18 protein-coding genes and 2 rRNA genes (1 of these 20 cut by a window edge) are annotated in these 19,781 nt (G+C 72.4%); 16 read left to right on the top strand and 4 right to left on the bottom strand.

The annotated features are described in order from the left end of the window. Nucleotides 1-42 precede the first annotated feature (42 nt). The 5 genes from AGRA3207_RS38580 (at nt 43) to AGRA3207_RS38560 (ending at nt 4,454) form a co-directional block, all read left to right on the top strand. Nucleotides 43-306, top strand: a complete 264-nt coding sequence (locus AGRA3207_RS38580) for a ubiquitin carboxyl-terminal hydrolase 14 (RefSeq protein ID WP_231332303.1) — start codon at nt 43-45, stop codon at nt 304-306. Beyond that, the gene (locus AGRA3207_RS38575; RefSeq protein ID WP_231332302.1) at nt 306-821 is read left to right on the top strand and encodes an MFS transporter; all 516 of its coding nucleotides are present in this window, start codon (nt 306-308) and stop codon (nt 819-821) included. Before AGRA3207_RS38580 ends, AGRA3207_RS38575 begins: the two co-directional genes overlap by 1 nt. Continuing rightward, nucleotides 785-1,855 carry an MFS transporter gene (locus AGRA3207_RS38570; RefSeq protein WP_231332301.1) on the top strand — a complete coding sequence of 357 codons (1,071 nt, stop codon included), beginning with the start codon at nt 785-787 and terminating at the stop codon, nt 1,853-1,855. The genes AGRA3207_RS38575 and AGRA3207_RS38570 overlap by 37 nt, the downstream gene beginning before the upstream one ends. A 76-nt stretch (nt 1,856-1,931) precedes the next feature. Then, nucleotides 1,932-2,807 (top strand): LysR family transcriptional regulator, encoded by an 876-nt coding sequence (locus AGRA3207_RS38565; RefSeq protein ID WP_231332300.1) that lies wholly within the window; start codon nt 1,932-1,934, stop codon nt 2,805-2,807. Nucleotides 2,808-2,855: 48 nt separating this feature from the next. Next, nucleotides 2,856-4,454, top strand: a complete 1,599-nt coding sequence (locus AGRA3207_RS38560; protein ID WP_231332299.1) for a Na+/H+ antiporter — start codon at nt 2,856-2,858, stop codon at nt 4,452-4,454. Between the two features lie 122 nt (nt 4,455-4,576). Here the strand turns inward: AGRA3207_RS38560 and AGRA3207_RS38555 are convergent, their stop codons facing one another. Continuing rightward, a complete protein-coding gene (locus AGRA3207_RS38555; RefSeq protein WP_231332298.1) occupies nt 4,577-5,488 on the bottom strand; it encodes an Lrp/AsnC family transcriptional regulator in 912 nt (303 codons plus the stop codon). A gap of 764 nt (nt 5,489-6,252) precedes the next feature. Between AGRA3207_RS38555 and AGRA3207_RS38550 the strand changes: the two genes are divergently transcribed. The 6 genes from AGRA3207_RS38550 (at nt 6,253) to AGRA3207_RS38525 (ending at nt 12,098) form a co-directional block, all read left to right on the top strand. Next, nucleotides 6,253-7,632 carry a GuaB1 family IMP dehydrogenase-related protein gene (locus AGRA3207_RS38550; RefSeq protein WP_420830931.1) on the top strand — a complete coding sequence of 460 codons (1,380 nt, stop codon included), beginning with the start codon at nt 6,253-6,255 and terminating at the stop codon, nt 7,630-7,632. Further along, the gene (locus AGRA3207_RS38545; RefSeq protein WP_338028248.1) at nt 7,521-8,450 is read left to right on the top strand and encodes an LCP family protein; all 930 of its coding nucleotides are present in this window, start codon (nt 7,521-7,523) and stop codon (nt 8,448-8,450) included. Before AGRA3207_RS38550 ends, AGRA3207_RS38545 begins: the two co-directional genes overlap by 112 nt. Before the next feature lie 112 nt (nt 8,451-8,562). Beyond that, nucleotides 8,563-10,041, top strand: a complete 1,479-nt coding sequence (locus AGRA3207_RS38540) for an LCP family protein (protein WP_231332295.1) — start codon at nt 8,563-8,565, stop codon at nt 10,039-10,041. An 88-nt stretch (nt 10,042-10,129) separates the two neighbouring features. Beyond that, nucleotides 10,130-10,405, top strand: coding sequence for a hypothetical protein (locus tag AGRA3207_RS38535; protein ID WP_231332294.1), 276 nt, complete (start codon nt 10,130-10,132; stop codon nt 10,403-10,405). 74 nt (nt 10,406-10,479) lie between these two features. Further along, on the top strand, nt 10,480-11,541 hold the full coding sequence (locus AGRA3207_RS38530) for an enolase C-terminal domain-like protein (protein ID WP_338028247.1): 1,062 nt from the start codon (nt 10,480-10,482) through the stop codon (nt 11,539-11,541). Next, the gene (locus AGRA3207_RS38525) at nt 11,538-12,098 is read left to right on the top strand and encodes a P-loop nucleotide/nucleoside kinase family protein (protein ID WP_231332293.1); all 561 of its coding nucleotides are present in this window, start codon (nt 11,538-11,540) and stop codon (nt 12,096-12,098) included. The genes AGRA3207_RS38530 and AGRA3207_RS38525 overlap by 4 nt, the downstream gene beginning before the upstream one ends. 3 nt (nt 12,099-12,101) lie before the next feature. Here the strand turns inward: AGRA3207_RS38525 and AGRA3207_RS38520 are convergent, their stop codons facing one another. Continuing rightward, nucleotides 12,102-13,115 carry an RDD family protein gene (locus AGRA3207_RS38520; protein ID WP_231332292.1) on the bottom strand — a complete coding sequence of 338 codons (1,014 nt, stop codon included), beginning with the start codon at nt 13,113-13,115 and terminating at the stop codon, nt 12,102-12,104. A 303-nt stretch (nt 13,116-13,418) separates the two neighbouring features. Between AGRA3207_RS38520 and AGRA3207_RS38515 the strand changes: the two genes are divergently transcribed. The 5 genes from AGRA3207_RS38515 (at nt 13,419) to AGRA3207_RS38495 (ending at nt 18,034) form a co-directional block, all read left to right on the top strand. Beyond that, nucleotides 13,419-14,213, top strand: a complete 795-nt coding sequence (locus AGRA3207_RS38515; RefSeq protein WP_231332291.1) for an ArsR/SmtB family transcription factor — start codon at nt 13,419-13,421, stop codon at nt 14,211-14,213. Nucleotides 14,214-14,268: 55 nt separating this feature from the next. Next, nucleotides 14,269-14,952, top strand: coding sequence for a DUF998 domain-containing protein (locus AGRA3207_RS38510; protein WP_231332290.1), 684 nt, complete (start codon nt 14,269-14,271; stop codon nt 14,950-14,952). A 140-nt stretch (nt 14,953-15,092) separates the two neighbouring features. Then, nucleotides 15,093-16,637, top strand: coding sequence for a phytoene desaturase family protein (locus AGRA3207_RS38505; RefSeq protein ID WP_231332289.1), 1,545 nt, complete (start codon nt 15,093-15,095; stop codon nt 16,635-16,637). After that, nucleotides 16,634-17,413 (top strand): fatty acid desaturase family protein, encoded by a 780-nt coding sequence (locus AGRA3207_RS38500; protein ID WP_231332288.1) that lies wholly within the window; start codon nt 16,634-16,636, stop codon nt 17,411-17,413. Before AGRA3207_RS38505 ends, AGRA3207_RS38500 begins: the two co-directional genes overlap by 4 nt. A 6-nt stretch (nt 17,414-17,419) precedes the next feature. Next, the gene (locus tag AGRA3207_RS38495; protein ID WP_231332287.1) at nt 17,420-18,034 is read left to right on the top strand and encodes a TetR family transcriptional regulator; all 615 of its coding nucleotides are present in this window, start codon (nt 17,420-17,422) and stop codon (nt 18,032-18,034) included. Nucleotides 18,035-18,076: 42 nt separating this feature from the next. Here the strand turns inward: AGRA3207_RS38495 and rrf are convergent. Both rrf and AGRA3207_RS38485 read right to left on the bottom strand, forming a co-directional pair. Then, nucleotides 18,077-18,193 (bottom strand): 5S ribosomal RNA (gene rrf, locus AGRA3207_RS38490). A gap of 204 nt (nt 18,194-18,397) precedes the next feature. After that, nucleotides 18,398-19,781, bottom strand: a 23S ribosomal RNA gene (locus AGRA3207_RS38485) (it continues 1,741 nt past the right edge of the window).

Below are 19,781 nucleotides of genomic sequence, written 5' to 3'. Positions count from 1 at the left end.
GCGTCCGTGATCGCGGGGTCCCCGGCGTGCGACGATGCTGTCATGGCTACCTGTGAGCATGTGCGGTCCGTCCCGGCGCAGGACCCGTCGCCGAACACCCCGCAGGGATGCGAGGAGTGCCTGGCGGAGGGGACCCGGTGGGTGCACCTGCGGCTGTGCCTGGGCTGCGGGCACGTGGGCTGCTGCGACTCCTCGCCCCAGCGGCACGCCAGCCGGCACTTCGGGAAGGAGGGGCACCCGATCGTCCGGTCGTTCGAACCGGGCGAGGACTGGCGGTGGTGCTTCGTGGACGAACTGATCGTCTGATGCCGGACGTCCGGCTCGGCACGGGACCGGGGCGCTGGATCCTGCTGGCGACGGTGCTCGGGTCGAGCGTGGCCATGCTCGACGCCACCGTGGTGAACGTCGCGCTGCCGAAGCTGGCGCGCGACCTGGGCGCCGACATGGCCGGGCTGCAGTGGACGGTGAACGCCTACACGCTGACCCTCGCCGGGTTCATCCTGCTGGGCGGGTCGCTGGGCGACCGGTACGGGCGGCGCCGGATCTTCCTCATCGGCGTGGTGTGGTTCGCGGTGGCCTCGGTGCTGTGCGGCGCGGCGCAGGACGTCGGGATGCTGGTGGTGTCGCGGGCGCTGCAGGGCGTCGGCGGGGCGCTGCTCACGCCGGGCTCACTGGCGATCATCCAGGCGTCGTTCGTCTCCGACGACCGACCCCGCGCCGTCGGCGCCTGGTCGGGCCTCGGCGGCGTCGCGGGGGCGGTCGGGCCGTTCGCGGGGGCTGGCTGGTGGAGGCGGCGGGCTGGCGGTGGGTGTTCCTGCTGAACGTCCCGCTCGCGGCCGTCGTGGTGCTGGTGGCGGTGCGGCACGTCCCCGAGAGCGTCGACCCCGGCGCCCGGGGCCGCTTCGACGTGCTGGGCGCGGCGCTGGCCGCGCTGGCCCTGGCCGGGACGACGTACGCGCTCACCGAGGCCCCCGGCGGTGGCGCCGCGCCGGCGGTCATCGTGGCGGCGGGCGCCGCGGGCGTCGCGGCCGCCGTGGTGTTCGTGCTGGTCGAGCGGGCCAGGGGGCGGGGCCGTCACCTGCCGGGCCGGCGGCCGCGCGGCGAGGCGCCACGTCCGATGCTGCCGCTGGAGGTGTTCGCCTCCCGGCAGTTCTCCGCCGTCAACGTCGTCACGTTCGTCGTGTACGGCGGGATGGGCGTGCTGTTCTTCCTGTTCGTGCTCAACCTCCAGGTGGTCGGGGGGTTCTCGCCGGTCGCGGCGGGGACGGCGCTGCTGCCCGTGACGGTGCTGATGCTGCTGCTGTCGGCACGGGCGGGCGCCCTCGCGCAGAAGATCGGGCCGCGGCTGCCGATGACCCTCGGGCTGGTCGTCGCCGCCACGGGGATGCTGCTCGTCGGGCGGATCGGCGAGGGCACCTCCTACGTCACCGGCGTGCTGCCCGCCGTGATCGTGTTCGGGCTGGGGCTGTCGGCGGTGGTCGCGCCGCTGACCGCGACCGTCCTCGCCACCGCCGACGAGCGGCACGCCGGTGTCGCCAGCGGGGTCAACAACGCGGTGGCGCGGGCCGCGGGGCTCCTGGCGGTGGCCGCGATCCCGCCGCTCGTCGGGCTCACCGGCGACGCCTACAACGATCCCGCCGCGTTCTCCGACGGGTTCCGGCTGGCGATGACGGTCTGCGCGGCACTGCTGGCCGCCGGGGCCGTCCTGAGCTTCCTCACCGTCGGTGACGACGCGCTGCGGGGCCCCTCCGGGGAGCACCGCGAGCCGCAGTGCAGGAGCCAGTGCGGTGTCGGGGCACCCCAGCTGCAACCCGAAGCGGAGACCGTCCCCGCCGCGGGGAAGGACGCCCAGTAACGGGCCGAGCGCGAATCTTGGGTCCGAATCCGGCTATGTCCAGGACCGGATCGGCGCCTTGGCATACGGTCGGGACATGAATCTGCGGCAGCTGCGCTACGTCGTGGCGACCGCCGACCACGGCACGATGACGTCGGCGGCCCAGGCTCTCTATGTCGCCCAGCCCGCGTTGTCGCGGGCCGTCCGCGAGCTGGAGCGCGAACTCGGCGTCGAACTGTTCGCGCGTTCGGGGCGCGGTGTCGTGCTGACCCCCGTCGGTGAGCAGGTCGTCCAGCAGGCGCGCGTCGCGCTGGAGGCCGTCGACGCGATCGAGGGCCTGTCGGTCGCGCGCGCCAACGGCCGTCCGGGCGCGGAGCTGCGCATCGCCACCACCTCGTCCCTGGAGCCCGAGCTGACCGGCCGGCTCATCCCCCGCTTCGCCCGCGACCAGCCCGCCGTCCGGATCCGGGTGGTGCGCTGCGAGGACCGCGACCAGGTCGCGGCGGCGGTCCGCGCCGGCCGCGCCGACCTGGCGCTCGCCGACCTGCCGGTGCCCGGCGACATGGCGGCGCACCCGTTCGAGCAACGCGAGGTCGTGCTGATCTCGCCGCCCGCGCTGAGGGTGCGCGAGCCGGTGCCGCCGGCGGCGCTGGACGGCATGCGGCTCGTGCTGCCCGCGCGGGGCAGCGCCCGCCGCGCCGAGATCGACGGGATGCTCCGGCGGATCGGCGCGACGCCCGTGGCCGCGGTCGAGTCCGACGAGCGCGGGTCCTGGCTGGGCTGGGTGCGCGCCGGGATGGGCTCGCTGCTGTGGTATCGCAACCAGCTGGACGACACCGAGGGCGTGGTCGTCCGCTCGTTCATGCCGCCGATCACGCGGATGATCGGCATCGTCCACGCGCACCGGCAGCTGCCGCCCGCCGCCCGCGACTTCCTGGCCTTCGCCAAGGAGACCGCCCGCGAGCACCACTGACCCGCCCGCCGTGACCGGCGGGGCACGGATGCTGGAATCATCGGGCGGGTGGAGACAACGCACGCCCTCTGGCTGCTCGCCGTGCCGGTCAGCGCCCTGGCGGTCGCCGCCGCGGCCCGGCGGCTCGGGCTGTCGGCGCCCCTGGTCCTGGTGATCGCCGGCCTGCTGTTCTCGTTCGTCCCGGGCGTCCCCGAGTTCGAGCTGGACCCCGAGTTCGTGCTGTACGTGTTCCTGCCGCCGCTGCTGTTCTCCGCGGCGTGGCAGAGCTCGTTCTACAACCTGCGCGAGAACGTCCGGTCGATCTCGCTGCTGTCGGTGGGACTGGTGCTGTTCACCACGTTCGCCGTCGGGTACACGGCGTCGGCGCTGGTGCCGGGGCTGCCGCTGCCGGCGGCGTTCGCGCTCGGCGCGATCGTGGCGCCGCCGGACGCGGTCGCGGCGGTGAGCGTCGCGCAGCGGCTCGGGCTGCCGCGCCGGACGGTGACCGTGCTGGTCGGGGAGAGCCTGTTCAACGACGCGACGGCGCTCACGGCGTTCCGGGTGGCGGTCATCGCGGCGACGGGCGCCGGGTTCACCCTCACCGACGGGGTCCTGCGGTTCCTGTTCGCGGCCGTCGCCGGGGCGGCGGTGGGACTGCTGATCGGCCCGCCGCTGCACTGGCTGCGCACCCGGCTGGACGACCCGCTCGTGGAGAACGGGGTGGCGCTCGCGGCGCCGTTCGCCGCCTACCTCATCGCGGAGACCGTGCACGCGTCCGGGGTGATAGCGGTGGTGGTCGCCGGCCTGTACCTCGGCCACCGGTTCACCGAGTCGCCGGCGGTGACGCGGCTGATCGGGCACTCGTTCTGGAAGGTCATGGTCTTCGTCCTGGAGACGGTGGTGTTCCTGCTGATCGGGTTGCAGCTGCCACCGGTGATCGACGGCCTGTCCGGGTACGCCCCTGCGGAGCTCGCGGGCTGGGCGGTCGCGGTGTTCGCGGTGACCGTCGCCGCGCGGTTCGTGTGGGTGTTCCCCGCGTCCGCCATCCCGCGCCGGCTGTCGCGGCGGGTGCGGGAGCGGGAGGAGGACGTCGGGTGGCGCGGGCGCGTCGTGGTGTCGTGGGCGGGGATGCGCGGGGTGGTGTCGCTGGCGGCGGCGTTCGCGATCCCGTTCGTGACCTCCGACGGGGAGCCGTTCCCCGGCCGTGACCTCATCCTGTTCCTGACGTTCACGACCGTCCTCGCGACGCTGCTGGTGCAGGGCCTGACGTTCCCGGCGCTGATCCGCGCGCTGGGCGTCGGCAGCGCGCGGGAACGCTACGCCGACACCGTCGCCGAGGCGGGCGCGCAGCACGCCGCCGCCAGGGCCGCGCTGGAGCGGCTGGAGGAGCTGACCGCCGAGGAGGAGCTGGACGCGGCGGTCGTCGACCGGCTGCGGCAGCTCGCCGAGCACCGGCAGCTGCGGGCATGGGAGCGGCTCGGCGGCGGCACGGGCCCGGCCGGCGAGGAGGTGCCGACGGCGACGTACCGGCGGCTGCGGCGGGAGATGCTGGCGGCGGAGCGGCGGGTGTTCATCCGCATGCGGGACGAGCGGCGCATCGACGACGAGGTCCTGGACCGCGTCCTGCACGAGCTGGACCTGGAGGAGGTCGCCCTCCGGCGCTCGTGACCCCGGGCACGCCGAGGCGGGCCCTCGTGCCATCGGCGCTCCGGAGGGCAGGACGACATGGCGGGCCGCCGGGGTCGGACCGCTGCCCCGGCCACGGCGTGCACCGTGGCCGGGATGCCCTCTCATGCTCCGTGCAGGGGCCTTTCGGGGAGTTCCACGGCGTAGGACTCCTTCACCACGTCGAGGTGGTGCCAGGACTCCCGCACCGTCACACCGGGCACGGCGCGGATGGCGTCCAGCACCGCGACCAGCTCCGCGCGGGACGCCGCCTCGGCCTGCCCGACGATGTCGTACCGGCCGAAGCCGGTCGCCAGGTAGCGGACGCCTTCCTGCGCGGCCACCTCCTCGGCGACCTTGCGCAGCCCGCCCGTCACCACCAGGCCGAAGCCGCCGAGCTCGGCGGCGCCGAGCGCCAGCGGATCGGCGAGACCGGTGACCTGGATGACGCCGGTGCGCATCAGCCGGACCACCCGGGCCCGGGTGGCCGCCTGCGACAGCCCGATGATGTGCGCGAGCCGGGTGTAGGGCGCGCGGCCGTCCCGCTGCAACTCCTGGAGGAGCCGCCAGTCGATGTCGTCGAGGGTGACCTCGCCGAGCTCCCGAACCACCGCGTGCGTGTCGCGCACGGTGGAGACCGAACGGAACACCTCCGCCGACCGCACGCCCTCGATGGACCTGATGTGGTCCACCTCGGCGGCGAGGGCCGGGTCGTCGCGGGTGCGCACCTGCGCGACCAGGTCGTACGGGCCCGCGGTCAGCGCGGTGAAGCTGACGGCCGGATGCGCGGCGACGGCCGCCGCGACCTCCCGGGCCGAACCGTCCACGGTGACCGAGACGTGCCCGATCGCCTCCGCGCCGACGACGGCGGCGTGCACGATGCCGACGACGCGGACGACCTCGGTCTCGAGAAGGTTCTGCACCCGTGCCCGCACGGCCGTGCGGGAAAGCCCGACGCGGTCGGCGAGCGCCTGGAACGTCGCCCTGCCATCCCGCTGGAGCTCGCGGACGAGCACGGCGTCGACCGCATCCAGCACGGCTGTCCTCCTCGACATGTGATGAATCGTTTTGCCAGCAACTGCAAGATCATTCCATTTCAGGACGGTCTGACGTCAAATATTGATCTTGCTCGTGTTCGTCATGCCCGGGGACCGTCGAAGCGTCGGCCTCCGGTTCGGCCGGCGACGTTTTCGGCGCCGGGTAAACCACCACGAGAGCGCAACGCGGCCGGACCCACGCACCGCGCCCGGCGCGGCGGCGCGCCGGGCGGAGGGCGGGCGTGGTGGCAGTGATCATTTCGGGGATCACCTCGCGGGGCGGGCGGCCCGCGGCGCGCACGAGCGCGGCTGACCGGGTCCAAGTGCGTGGCCTGCATGCGCTTCTCCCGGTGTTCTGATGTCACGCCCCTACGGCGGGTCGGCCGTTCGCGTGAGGCACATGTAAGAAAAGTGCATCGGGGGCGCAGTTACGTCAAGAGGTAACTTTACAGAGAGCTAAGCCTCACGTTGCACTGTTTTCCTGCCTTGCACGTCCAGTCACGGCCGTTGCGCCCGGGAGGGCACGGACGAAGCCCGGAGGATCTTCCAAGGCTTCCGCGAGGACACAGGGTCATCACCCCAGCGCACAGGCCCCGCCCGTCCCCCGGCGGGGGTCCGGACCCGGCTTGGCCGGAGCATCGGCGGGTATGGATCACAATGTACGGTGGCCCAGCCACTTTGATCCGCGATTGGTGTGTTCCAGAGCCGTGCGCCTGCTGAACGGTGAGCATTCCGCTCACGACCTCACCTACAACGACGTCTTCATGGTCCCCCGCCGCTCGTCCGTCGGGTCGCGCCTGGAGGTCGACCTGTCGACCCGCGACGGCAGCGGGACCACCGTGCCGCTGGTCGTGGCGAACATGACGGCCGTGTCCGGCCGCCGGATGGCCGAGACGGTCGCCCGGCGCGGCGGGATCGCCGTGCTGCCGCAGGACATCCCGGCCGAGGTCGTCGCGGAGGTCGTCGGCTGGGTGAAGGGCCGCGACCTGGTCGTGGACACCGCCATCCGGCTCGGCCCGGCGAGCACCGCCGGGGAGGCGCTGGCGCTGCTGCCGAAGCGCGCGCACAACGCCGTGATCGTCGTCGAGGACGACCGGCCGGTCGGCGTGGTCACCGAGGCCGACTGCCAGGGCGTCGACCGGTTCGCCCAGCTCCGCGACGTCATGTCCCGGGACCTCGTCACCCTCCCGGACGCGGTGGACCCGCGCGAGGCGTTCAACCGGCTTCACGAGCGCGGCCACCGGCTCGCCCCGGTCGTCGACGCGGCGGGGCGGCTCACCGGCGTCCTCACCCGCACGGGCGCGCTGCGGGCCACCCTCTACCAGCCCGCCGTGGACGGCGCGGGCCGGCTGCGCATCGCCGCGGCGGTCGGGGTGAACGGCGACGTGGCGGGCAAGGCCAAGGGGCTGCTGGAGGCGGGCGCCGACCTGATCGTCGTCGACACCGCGCACGGCCACCAGGACAAGATGCTCGGCGCGCTGGCCGCCGTCCGGGGACTGGACCCGTCCGTCCCGGTGGTCGCGGGGAACGTCGTCACCGCCGAGGGCACCCGGGAGCTGATCGAGGCGGGCGCCGACATCGTCAAGGTCGGCGTGGGGCCCGGCGCGATGTGCACGACCCGGATGATGACCGGGGTCGGCCGCCCGCAGTTCTCCGCCGTGCTGGAGTGCGCCGCCGAGGCCCGCCGCCTCGGCCGGCACGTCTGGGCGGACGGCGGCGTCCGGCACCCCCGCGACGTGGCCCTGGCGCTGGCCGCCGGCGCCGCGAACGTGATGGTCGGGTCCTGGTTCGCCGGCACCTACGAGTCGCCCGGGGACCTCCAGCGGGCCGCCGACGGCCGGCTCTACAAGGAGAGCTTCGGGATGGCGTCGGCGCGGGCCGTCCGGCTGCGCACGGCCGAGGACTCCCCCTTCGACCGCGCCCGAAAGGCGCTGTTCGAGGAGGGCATCTCCACCTCCCGGATGTTCCTGGACCCCCGGCGTCCCGGCGTGGAGGACCTGATCGACTCGATCGTCGCCGGGCTGCGCAGCTCGTGCACCTACGCGGGCGCCCGGACGCTGGAGGAGTTCCACGAGCGGGCGACGGTGGGGATCCAGAGCGCGTCCGGCTACGCCGAGGGGATGCCGCTGGCCACCAGCTGGTGACCTTGCCAGGGCACCGGCCTTGCACGCGGCACCGACAGCCTGACCCTGGCCAGCATAGAGACCTGGACGGGCAGAACGCTCCTGCTGCTGGGCCTGCCGCGCAACCTCCAGCACGTGCCGGTGTGGTCGGGGCGGGGACCGGTGCCGATCCCCTCCGACGCGCTGCTGAAACCGTCTACCAGTACGGGCTCGCCCATCACGACCTGCTGGCGGATGGCGCGCGCCCCCCTGACCGGGGTGCCGAACTGCTGAAACGGACGGTCGGCCATATCCTCGGGGGCCCTGGTCCGTACTACGTGATGGTCGACATGCGGAGCTTCCGGAAGCTCGTCGACGCGGTGGGCGGGGTGCGGATCTGTGTCGGGACGCCCGTCCCGGCGCCCAGACGGCAGGTCCCCGGCGGCGTGATCGGGCCGGGCCGCCGCCAGCTCGGCGGCCGGGAGGCGCTCTGGTACGGCCGGTCCCGCACGAGCGGCAGCGACTACGACCGGATGAGACGGCAGAAATGCCTGCTGTGGGCACTGGCCCGGCAGTCCGGGCCAGTGACGGTCCTCCGTGGCTTCGAGCGGCTCACCCGCGTGTTCAAGGACTCGGTCGGCTCCGACGTGCCCCGGGGGCTGCTTCCGCCGCTGGTGGGCCTGGCCGGGCGGGTGAGAGGCGCCCAGGTGACCAGCCTGCCGTTCGTCCCCCCGGTGATCGCGCCCCGACGGCCGGACTTTCCGCGCATCAGGCGGCTGGCAGGACACGCCGTCCGGGAGGCGGGGTCGCCGTCACCCCGGGTGCCGGGATTGCATATTCTGGGAAGAAGCTGCACATGAGAGAGTGAAAAGCTCGCATTCGGTCGACTTCCACGCAACCTTCGCCCGGTTTCGCGCGTCCATAATGTTGAGCCGGTGGATGAGTTCGCGCGGGCGGGGAATCGGAGCGTACATGTCGAGTCGATCAGCGGGCCGGCGCACCGCCACGGAGGACGCCGACCGGCCCGCCGGCGAGGCGGGGGGCCTCCCGCGCGCGCTGGCGCTGACGCTCGCGTCCGCTCTGGTGTGGGGCATCGCCCATCTGGTGACGGGCCGCCGCGTGGCCGGGGGCCTGCTGCTCGGGGCCTACCTGCTGATCGCCGCCGCGACCGGCACCGCGTTCACCGTGTACCGTTCCGACCTCGTGCACCTCGCCGTCCGGCCCGACGCGCTGCAGCGGATCTCCGCCGGTCTCGTGCTGCTCGGCGTGGTGTGGATCGTGGTCGTCATCCGCTCCTACCAGGTACTGCGTCCCGACGGGATGCCGGTGCGCGCCCGCGCGCTCGGCGGCGCGGCCGTCGCCGTCCTGTGCTTCACCGTCGCCGTGCCGATGGCGTGGTCGGCGCACAGCACCTACGTCTACCGGGACGCGCTGACCAGCATCTTCCGCAGCGGCAACGAGAACGGCCGGCGCATCGACGCCTCCGACCCCTGGAACGGCGAGCGGCGCGTCAACGTGCTGCTGCTCGGCGGCGACGCCGCCGCGAACCGGCAGGGCGTGCGCACCGACAGCATGACGGTCGCCAGCGTCGACACCAAGACCGGTGACACGGTGCTGCTGAGCCTGCCGCGCAACCTGGAGCGGTTCCCGCTCCCGCCCGGCCCGGCCCGCGACCGCTTCCCCTACGGCTTCACCGGCGACGGCCCCGCGACACCGGGGCTGCTCAACGAGGTCTACCAGTACGCCGAGGAGCACCCCGACATCGTCCCCGGCGTCGCCAAGGACCACCGCGGCCCCGAACTCCTGAAGGCCACGATCGCCGGGATCCTCGGCATCCGCGTCGACTACTACATCCTGGTCGACATGTTCGGGTTCGCCGACATCATCGACGCCATGGGCGGCGTCACCGTCTCGATCACCCAGCCGATCCCGTACGGCCTGGAGGGCGCGGTGCTGCAGCCCGGACGGCGCAGGCTGGGCGGCAAGGAGGCGCTCTGGTACGGGCGGTCCCGCACCGACAGCGACGACTACGTCCGGATGGGGCGGCAGAAGTGCCTGATGCGGGCCATCGCGCGGCAGGCCGACCCGCAGACCGTCCTGACCAAGTTCGACAAGCTCGCCTCGGCCGCGAAGCGGACCCTCTCGACCGACATCCCGCAGGAACTGCTGCCCGCGCTGATGAAGCTGTCGAACAAGGTCAAGGACGGCGCGCAGATCAACAGCCTGCCGTTCGTCCCGCCGCTGATCAGCACCGCCAACCCGGACTTCGACCTGATCCGCAGGCTGGCCGACAAGGCGACCGGCACCGGCGGCGAGACGGCGAGCCCGTCGCCGTCGTCCTCCCCCACCGGCGGGCGCAGCAACGCGCACAGCACGCCGAGCCCGGGCGCGTCCGCGTCCCGCTCCCCGCAGACCAAGCCGGTGTCGCTGGAAGCCAGCTGCCCGTCCTGACCGCTCCCGGCCACCGCCCCGCGAACCCGCGGCCGGTAACGGGCGTCACACCCTATGACGCCGCGAACCGCACAGGGGGCGACGACCAATGGCGCAGACGGACCTCTCCATGCTGGACGACCTCGGCCGGGCACTGACCGGCCGCGGGTTCCTCACGATGATCGTCACCGGGCCCCGGGCGCGGCTGGAGGTCCTCGACCGGGCCTCGCGCGGCCGCACCGGCACGGTGCTCTGCGAGCGCGACGCCCGCGGCGACCGCTGGTACTACTGGTCGTGGGCCGACCGCATCGCCCCGGCGGCCGAGGTCGAGCGCGCGGCCGCCGCCGTCGAGCACGACCTGCGCCGGGTCACCTGGGCCGCCTGAACGGCGGGGGTGTCCTCCCCGGTCCCCGGAGGGGGGATCATTGAAGGAGAACATCTCCGACCGAGAAAGGGCGGGTGCGGGTGCCCCGGATCCACGGCTGCGACGCCTTCCGCGTGACGATGCCCCGCGGGCGGCGGCCGGAGAGCGTCCTCGTCCGCCTCGCCGGTGCCGACGGCGCCGTCGGCTGGGGTGAGGCCGCCGTCCCCGGCGGGACCGCCGACCCGGTCTGGGCCGACATCGAGGAGCGCATGGGCCCGGCGCTCATCGGGCTCGACTGGGACCGCCCCGAGGACGTCTCCGCCGCCGCCGACCTCGGCGCCCGCGACGCCGCCGCCGCGATCGACGTGGCCTGCTGGGACCTGTGGTGCCGCGCCCGCGGCCTGCCCCTCGCGCACGCGCTCGGCGGCACCCGCACGTCCATCGTGACAGGCGCGCGGATCAGCCCGGAGCCCGTCCTGGAGACGGTCGCGGGCAGGGTCAACCAGGCGGTCGGCGCCGGGCACACCCGCGTCACCCTGGACGTCCGGCCCGGCTGGGACATCGAGCCCGTCCGCGTGATCCGGCAGTCCTATCCGGCGCTCGCGCTCGTCGCCGACGCCGGGCACGCCTACACCGAGTCGCCCGAGCACCTCGCCGCGCTGGAGGGCCTCGACGCCTACGGGCTGGTGGCGATCGAGCGTCCCTTCCCGCCCGGCGACCTGACGGCGCACGCGCGCCTCCAGCCGCGGCTGGGCACCTCCGTCGCGCCGCGCATCGGCGACCTCGACACCCTCGACGCCGCCCTCTCCCTGGACGCGGGACGCGCCCTTCACCTGCGCCTGGACCGCCTCGGCGGCCTCACCGCCGCGCGCAGCGCCCACGACCTGGCGTACGCGGCGGGCTGGGACGTGTGGTGCAGCGGCTCCGGGGCGTTCGGGATCGGGCAGGCCGCCGCCGTCGCCCTGGCCGCCCTGCCCGGCTGCACCCTGCCGAGCGACGTCTCCGACCCGGCGGGCGGGCCGGTGTTCGTGACGCCGCCCGTCCGCTCGTCCGGCGGCGTCGTCGGCGTGCCCCTGACCCAGCCGGGCCTCGGCCACGAGATCGACGAGGAGCGGATCGCCCGCCTGGCGACCCGCCGGATGCGGCTGTCGGCGTGACGCCCGCCTGGGTGGTGGCGGGCCCGCCCGGCAGCGGCAAGAGCACGGTCGCCGGCCTGCTCCTGCGGCGGCTGCGCCCCGTCCCGGCGCTGCTCGACAAGGACACGATCTACGGCGGGTTCGTCGCGGCGACGCTCGCCGCCGCGTCGCGCGACCCGGGCGAGCGGGAGGGCCCCTGGTACGACGAGCACATCAAGGCCCACGAGTACGAGGGCATGACCGCCACCGCCCGGGAGATCCGCTCCCACGGCTGCCCCGTCATGCTGAGCGGCCCCTTCACCGCCCAGATCCGCACACCGGACGCCTGGGCGGCCTGGGTCGACGCGCTGGGCGGCCCGCCGGTGACCCTCGTCTGGATCCGCACCGACGCCCCCACCCTCGGCGAACGCCTCCGCGGTCGCGCCTCCCCGCGCGACGCCGCGAAGCTCGCCGCCTTCGACGCCTTCCTCGACCGCATGCTCCCGGGCGTCCCGCCGCCGGTCCCCCACGTCGCCGTGGACAACCGCCTTGCCGCCACCCGGTCCCTCGAATCCCAGCTGGACGATCTGGTGCCGTGACCGTCACCCGGTCCCGTCGTCCGGAGGCCGAGGAGGGGTGTAGGGGGACGGCGGGGGCGGATAGGGCCGGTAGGTCTGCAGGGGCGGCAGGTACGGGTCGCCGTCCGGACGGGGCGGCGGGATGGCCGCGAACGGGCCGTACGGCGGCGGGAGCTCGGACCGCCGCGCCTCACGGGCGGCCCGCCGGTCACCGTAGGCGTCCCGCAGGCGGCCGCCCAGCCGCCTGCCCGCCTCCTGGACCTGACGGGCGCGCTCGGACTCCAGCGCCCGCCGCACCTGCTCGGCCTGGGCGAGGCGTGCGGCGTTGCCGCGGACCGCCTGCCCGGCGACCTGGCCCGCCGCCTGCGTGCCGTCCCAGGCGACGCCGATGCCCTGCCGGGCGGCCTCGGCGGCGCGCCGGTAGCCGTCGGCGCGGACGACCGATGTACCGGCCACCATGTCGGCGAGGGTGCGGCGGCGGGCGCCGAAGAGCGCGGGGAGGCTGTTGGCGGCGAAGGCCGCGAGCGCTGCGAGCCAGGTGAGCAGGGCCAGGAAGAACATGCCCTCCAAGAGGAGGATCCAGGCGGCGCAGTACAGACCGGTGCCGCCTGCCGTCGAGGCCAGTGCCCGGCGCAGGGCCCGCCGCTTCGGGGGCTTGCCCCCATGGGCGGCGCAGACCCGCAGGTCCAGCGCGGCCTTGCCGAGGGTGCGGCCGGCCAGCGCCTGCGCGGCGAACTGGTAGAGCAACTCCGCCAGGACGAGCAGGAGCAGGGCCTGCTCGATCGCCGAGGCGACCTTGACCCACAGGTCCACGCCGAAGTCCTCCGCGGCCTGCCGCACGTCGCCGCCCGACAGCAGGAGGCCGCCCGCCGAGCCCAGGGCGTCCGTCCACAGCCCGTCCGACAGCAGGCCGTTGAGACGGCCCCATGTCATGACGGCGAGGAGCGCGGCGACGCCGGCCATCAGCGTGGCGTCGATCCCCCACGCCGCGAGGCGCCGCCCGCGGGGAGCGCCCGCGAGGGGGCCCGGCTCCGGCACAGGAGGATAGGGGACGGGTGCCGGAAGTGGCGGAGGGCCGTACACGAAAGCCCCTAACTATCGTGGTCATCGGGCGATCCGGACACGGGATCGTCAGGAGTGTAAAGCGCGGCCGTCTTCGCCACATCCCGAATCGGCATGAGATCTCCAGAGCAGTCTCAGAGCCGCTGGGCGGCCGACGAAAAGGGCTCGTCGCCTTTACTTTGTAGATTTCTTCGAGGCCGACACACGGCCGGCGTCGGGAGCGCCGCCTTCCCCTGGTCATGCTTGACATGTGACCTTTTGGTCACCTATTTTGAGGGTGTGACGGACGATGATGCGGCGTTCAAGGCGCTGGCGGATCCGACCCGCCGTTTCCTGCTCGATCTGCTGTTCAGCCGGGACGGGCGCACCCAGGGCGAACTGGAGTCGGAGCTGGAGATGACGCGCTTCGGCGTCGCCAAGCACCTGCGGGTGCTGGAGGACGCGGGGCTGGTCGTCACGCGCCGCTCGGGGCGGGAGAAGCTGCACTTCCTCAATCCGGTGCCGATCCGGCTGATCCACGACCGGTGGATCGACAAGTACACCGAACGGCCCGCCGCGGCCCTGGCCGGGCTCAAAAGAGAACTGGAGCAGACCATGACGACGACCGAGGACACGACCGTCCAGGTCTACCGCGTGTACATCAAGGCGACGCCCGAGGCGATCTGGGACGCCATCACCAAGCCGGAGTGGACGCGGAGGTTCGGCTACCAGGCGCCCGTGGAGTACGAGCTGCGTCCCGGCGGCGCCTTCCGGGGCCTGGCCAGCGAGGTCATGAAGGAGGGCGGCGCCCCGGACGTGGTCGTCGACGGCGAGGTCATCGAGGCCGACCCGCCGCGCAGGCTCGTCCAGACCTGGCGCGCCCTGTACCTGGGCGAGTCCTTCACCCGCCTCACCTACGAGATCGAGGACGACGGCACCGGGGTGTCGACGCTGACCGTGACCCACGACGTCACCGGCGCGCCGCAGACGGCGGCCCAGGTCGCCGGCCGGATCCCCGACGCCGGAGGCGGCTGGAGCCAGACCCTCAGCGACCTGAAGACCCTGCTGGAGACGGGCGAAGCCCTGTACACCTGACCCCTCCCGTCCGGGGCCGCCGCACGCGGCCCCGGGGACCCGAAGGAGCATTGCCATGGCCACCGGAACCCTCACCGACAGCGGCTCCGCCACCCGCGGCCGCCCGCTGGACCCGCGCACCCGTGCCGCTCTCGCCTGCGGCGTGGCCGCCGGACCGCTGTTCGTCCTGCTGATCGCGGGCCAGTACGCCTCCCGCGCCGGGTTCGATCCCGCCCGGCACCCGCTCAGCATGCTCAGCCTCGGCGAGCAGGGCTGGCTTCAGACCGCTAACTTCCTGGTCAGCGGCATGCTCGTGCTGGCGTCCGCGGCCGGGCTGAAAGGCGTCCTCGACCGCCGCTCGCCTGGCGGGACGTGGGGCCCGCGCCTGGTCGCCGTCTACGGGGCCGGGCTGGTCTGGGCGGGCCTCTTCCGCACCGACCCGGCCGAGGGCTACCCGGCGGGCGCCCCCGACGGCGCCGCCCAGGTCAGCTGGCACGGCGCCCTGCACAATCTCGCGCCCGTCGGAATCGGCCTGGCGCTGAGCGCGGCGTGCCTGGTGTTCGCCCGCCGGTTCGCCCGCCAGGGGCGCACGGCCTGGACGGCCGCCAGCGTCGCGGCGCCGTCCTTCTACTTCCTCGTGGGCTTCTCCGCGTTCCCCGCGGAGGACTTCCGGCTGCTGTTCATCGGCGGCGCGGCCGTCTGGCTGTGGGCCTCGGCGCTGTCGCTCAAGCTGCTGACCGACCCCTCCGCCCGGGGCTGAGCTTCCGGCAGCACCGTCGGCCGGGCGCCGTCTGACCGTCCACCATTCCGGCCTCGCCCATCACGCAGTTGGGCGAGGCCGGAATCCGCCGTTCCCGCCCCGGCCTTGACGCGGTCCCGTGGCGCGCGGAATCTGAACACATGTTCAGAACAGATGTTCACATCACCCGGCGGACGGGCACGCGGTTCCCCGCGTCCTGCGAGGTGGCCGTGCTCGGCGGCGGCCTGGCAGGGATGGCGACGGCGGCCCGGCTGCAGGCCGCAGGCATGTCCACGCTGGTGGTCGAGGCGCACGGCCACGTGGGCGGATGCGCCGGCTACTACCGGCGGCGGGGCTTCTCCTTCGACGTGGGGGCGACGACGATGGTCGACTTCGAGCCGGGCGGGGTCGGCGCGGAGCTGCTCGACGGCATCGGCATGGCCCCGGTCCCCGGGGACGCGCTGCCGGGGTATGTCGGCTGGCTCCCCGACCGGAAGGTCACCCTCTACCGCGACACCGCGGCGTGGCATCGCGAGCGGCTCCGCGTGCTCGGAGGCACGCCCCGGCACCAAGCCTTCTGGGCGCGGCTCGACCGCCTGGCCTCGGTGTTCTGGGACGCGAGCCGTGCCGGTGTGCGCCTGCCGGTCCGGCGGCCCTCGGACGCCCTGCACAACCTGCGCGCACTCGGGCCGCGCGGCGTCCCGCTCGTCCGCCACCTCAACACCACCCTCGGCGACGCGCTCTCCAAGCACGGCCTGCGCGGGGACGCGCCGCTCGTCGGACTCCTGTCGATGCTGGTCGAGGACACGGTGCACAGCACCGTCGACCGGGCCCCGCTCATCAACGCGGCCCTCGGCGTCACGATCCGCGGCGCGGGGCTCACCCGCGCGCACGGCGGCATGCGCGGCTTCTGGCGGCGCTTCACCGACCACTACCGCGGCCTGGGAGGGCAGCTGCGCACCGGCTGCCAGGTCGAACGCGTCCTCGGGAGGCCGGGGGCTTTCGAGGTCCACACACGCCGCGGCGTGGTGCACGCCGACCAGGTGGTGAGCGCGCTCCCGGCGGTCACGACCGCGCGGGTCGTCCCCGACCTCGCGGAACGGCTCCGGCCCTACCTCGACCGCGACGAACCCGAGATGGGCGGCGCGGTCGTCGTGTTCCTCGGCGTGCCCGAGGACGAGGTCGGCGGGCAGGACTTCACCCACCACCAGCTCCTGCACGACTACCGGAGACCGCTGGGCGACGGCAACAACATGTTCGTGTCGGTGTCCGCGCCGGGCGACACCGAAAGCGCGCCCCCGGGCCACCGCGCCGTGATGATCTCCACCCATACCGGCCTCCCCGGCTGGCAGGGCCTCTCCGGCGCCGAGTACGAGACCCGCAAGCGGGAGATCGGGGAGAGGCTCGTCGGGCTGGCCCGCCGCGTCCACCCGTCCCTCGGGGAGCACGCGCGGGTCTGGGACGTGGGAACGCCCCGCTCGTACGAGCGGTTCGCGTTCCGGCCGCGTGGCGCCGTCGGCGGGGCGCACCAGACCCCCGGCAACGCCAACCAGAACGCCGTCCCGCATTCGCTGGGCGTCCCGGGCCTGTGGCTCGTCGGCGACTCGACCTGGCCGGGCCTCGGCACGGTCGCCTGCGCGCTCGGCAGCAGGATCGTCGCGGACGAAGTGCTCACCGCCGCCCGCCGGACGGCGGCACGCCGATGATCCCCAAACTGTCCGAGCTGGGCGCCGACCTGCTGGTCACCACCCGCAAGCGCCGCTTCCTCACCCTGTCACTCCCCTACGCGGGCGTCGCGCTGTTCACCGCGGCGGCCCTGGCCGGCTGGTGGTGGCTCACCCCGCCGATCGCCTTCGGGATCTTCATCACCGTGGTCACCGCGACGCACGACGTCGTCCACCGCGCGCTCGGTCTCGGCCGTCCCGCGACCGAATGGGCGCTGTTCCTGCTGGGCGCCGTGCTCCTCGAAAGCGGGCACGCCTACCGCGCCACCCACCTGCAACACCACCGGACATTCCCCAGCGACGACGACCCCGAGGGCTATCCAGCCGACCTCACCGCACTCGGCGCGATCTTCTACGGCCCCGTGTTCCTCATCCGACTCTGGATCTGGGCGTACCGCCGCGCCGACGTCCGACAGCGCCTGTGGCTGCTCGCCGAGGCGGCGTTCCCGCTGGCGGTGGTCGGGGCCGGCGTGCTGTTCTGGCGTGGCCTTCTCGTGTACGCGACGATGATGATCGTGGGAAGCTGGGTGTATCCGCTGCTGACCGTCCACCTGCCGCATCGCCACTACGGGGACACACCGCTCACCCAAACCCGCACGCTGCGCGGCCGCGTCGTCCCCGCGCTGTTCCTGGAGCTGACGTACCACTTGGAACACCACCTCTATCCCCAGGTGCCGAGCCACCACCTCGCCAGTCTCGCCCGCCGCCTGGACCCGGTGCTCGCCGAGGCGGGAGTCCGCCCCTGGAGAGTGATCTGATCTTCGATGGCGCCACGCGCGGAAGCCAGGAGACGTCTCCTCGAAGCGGCCATCCGGACGCTCGCCGTCGAGGGCTACGGCGGGACGACCGCGCGGTCGATCGCCCGGACGGGCGGCTTCGCACCAGGCGTCATCTACTACCATTTCGACGACCTGGAGGATCTCCTCCTCGCCGCACTCCGCCACACCAGCCAGGCACGAATGGCCTGCTACGAGGAAGCCCTCGGGTCCTGTACCGACGCGACGGAACTACTGTCCCGCCTCCGTGATCTCTACGCGGAGGACATGCAGGACCAGGGACATATCGACGCGGTACAGGAACTCTTCGCCGCCTCGTCCACCTCGCCACGCCTCCGCGCGGAACTCCTCGCACATGTGGAACCCTGGGCAGATTTCGCCGCCGCCGCGATCCGCCGACTCGTACAGGGCACCGCGCTGGAGAGCCTCGTCCCGTCCAGAGAACTGGGCATGATGGCCGTCGCCATGTTCCTCGGCCTCCAGACCATCACTCACCTCGACGGCGACCGCGACCGGATCGAGTCGCTCTTCAGGACGGCGGAGCCGGCGGCCCTTCTCTGGGACGCCTTCGCCCGCGGCGGCAGTCCCCTACCCGACAAATGAGAAAGGGCCCCGCCGTACGGCGGGGCCCTTCCTGCAAAAAATGTCCGGCGGTGTCCTACTCTCCCACACAGTCTCCCGTGCAGTACCATCGGCGCTGAGAGGCTTAACTTCCGGGTTCGGGATAGGACCGGGTGTTTCCCCCTCGCCATAACCACCGAACGCCCAACGCACCACCCCACACACACCGGGGCAGGCAAACTCCAGAGGCGTCCGAGACCAGGCTCGGACAAACCATTCACTTATCAAACACGTGCACAACAAGCACGCGGGGTTCCCGTTTGTTTTCCGGGAACCACACAGGGACGCGAACACGCAGACCCACCACACGAACGTGTGGTGTGTGATTTGGATTGAACGTCAAGTGTGTTCAAGCCACTCGGCCTATTAGTACCGGTCGACTCCACACGTTACCGCGCTTCCATCTCCGGCCTATCAACCCGGTCGTCTACCGGGAGCCTTACCCCACCCGAAAGCGGGAGGGAGAACTCATCTCGAGGAAGGCTTCCCGCTTAGATGCTTTCAGCGGTTATCCCTGCCGAACGTAGCCAACCAGCCGTGCCCCTGGCGGGACAACTGGCACACCAGAGGTTCGTCCGTCCCGGTCCTCTCGTACTAGGGACAGACCCTCTCAATTCTCCTGCGCGCGCAGCGGATAGGGACCGAACTGTCTCGCGACGTTCTAAACCCAGCTCGCGTGCCGCTTTAATGGGCGAACAGCCCAACCCTTGGGACCTACTCCAGCCCCAGGATGCGACGAGCCGACATCGAGGTGCCAAACCATCCCGTCGATATGGACTCTTGGGGAAGATCAGCCTGTTATCCCCGGGGTACCTTTTAGCCGTTGAGCGACACCACTTCCACACGTCGGTGCCGGATCACTAGGCCCTGCTTTCGCACCTGCTCGACACGTCCGTCTCACAGTCAAGCTCCCTTGTGCCCTTGCACTCGCCACCTGATTGCCAACCAGGCTGAGGGAACCTTTGGGCGCCTCCGTTACACTTTAGGAGGCAACCGCCCCAGTTAAACTACCCACCAGGCACTGTCCCCCACCCGGATCCACGGGTGCGGGTTAGACGCTCAAAACGACCAGAGTGGTATTTCACCAGCGACTCCACCCAAACTGGCGTCTGGGCTTCACAGTCTCCCACCTATCCTACACAAGACGCTTCAGGCGCCAATGCCAAGCTATAGTGAAGGTCCCGGGGTCTTTCCGTCCTGCTGCGCGAAACGAGCATCTTTACTCGTACTGCAATTTCGCCGGGCCTGTGGTTGAGACAGCGGGGAAGTCGTTACGCCATTCGTGCAGGTCGGAACTTACCCGACAAGGAATTTCGCTACCTTAGGATGGTTATAGTTACCACCGCCGTTTACCGGCGCTTAGATTCTCAGCCTCGACCCCCAAAAAGGGGTCTCACCGGTCCTCTTAACGTTCCGGCACCGGGCAGGCGTCAGTCCGTATACAGCGTCTTACGACTTCGCACGGACCTGTGTTTTTAGTAAACAGTCGCTTCCCCCTGGCCTCTGCGACCCCGCCCAGCTCAGGAAGTAAATCCCCTCACCAGGCCAGGTCCCCCTTCTCCCAAAGTTACGGGGGCAATTTGCCGAGTTCCTTAACCACAGTTCACCCGATCGCCTTGGTATTCTCTACCTGACCACCTGAGTCGGTTTAGGGTACGGGCCGCCGGTACACTCGCTAGAGGCTTTTCTCGGCAGCATGGGATCACTCACTTCACCTAAAACGGCTCGG

Source organism: Actinomadura graeca, assembly GCF_019175365.1.
Classification (GTDB): domain Bacteria; phylum Actinomycetota; class Actinomycetes; order Streptosporangiales; family Streptosporangiaceae; genus Spirillospora; species Spirillospora graeca.
This window is presented reverse-complemented; position numbering and strand designations above follow the sequence as displayed.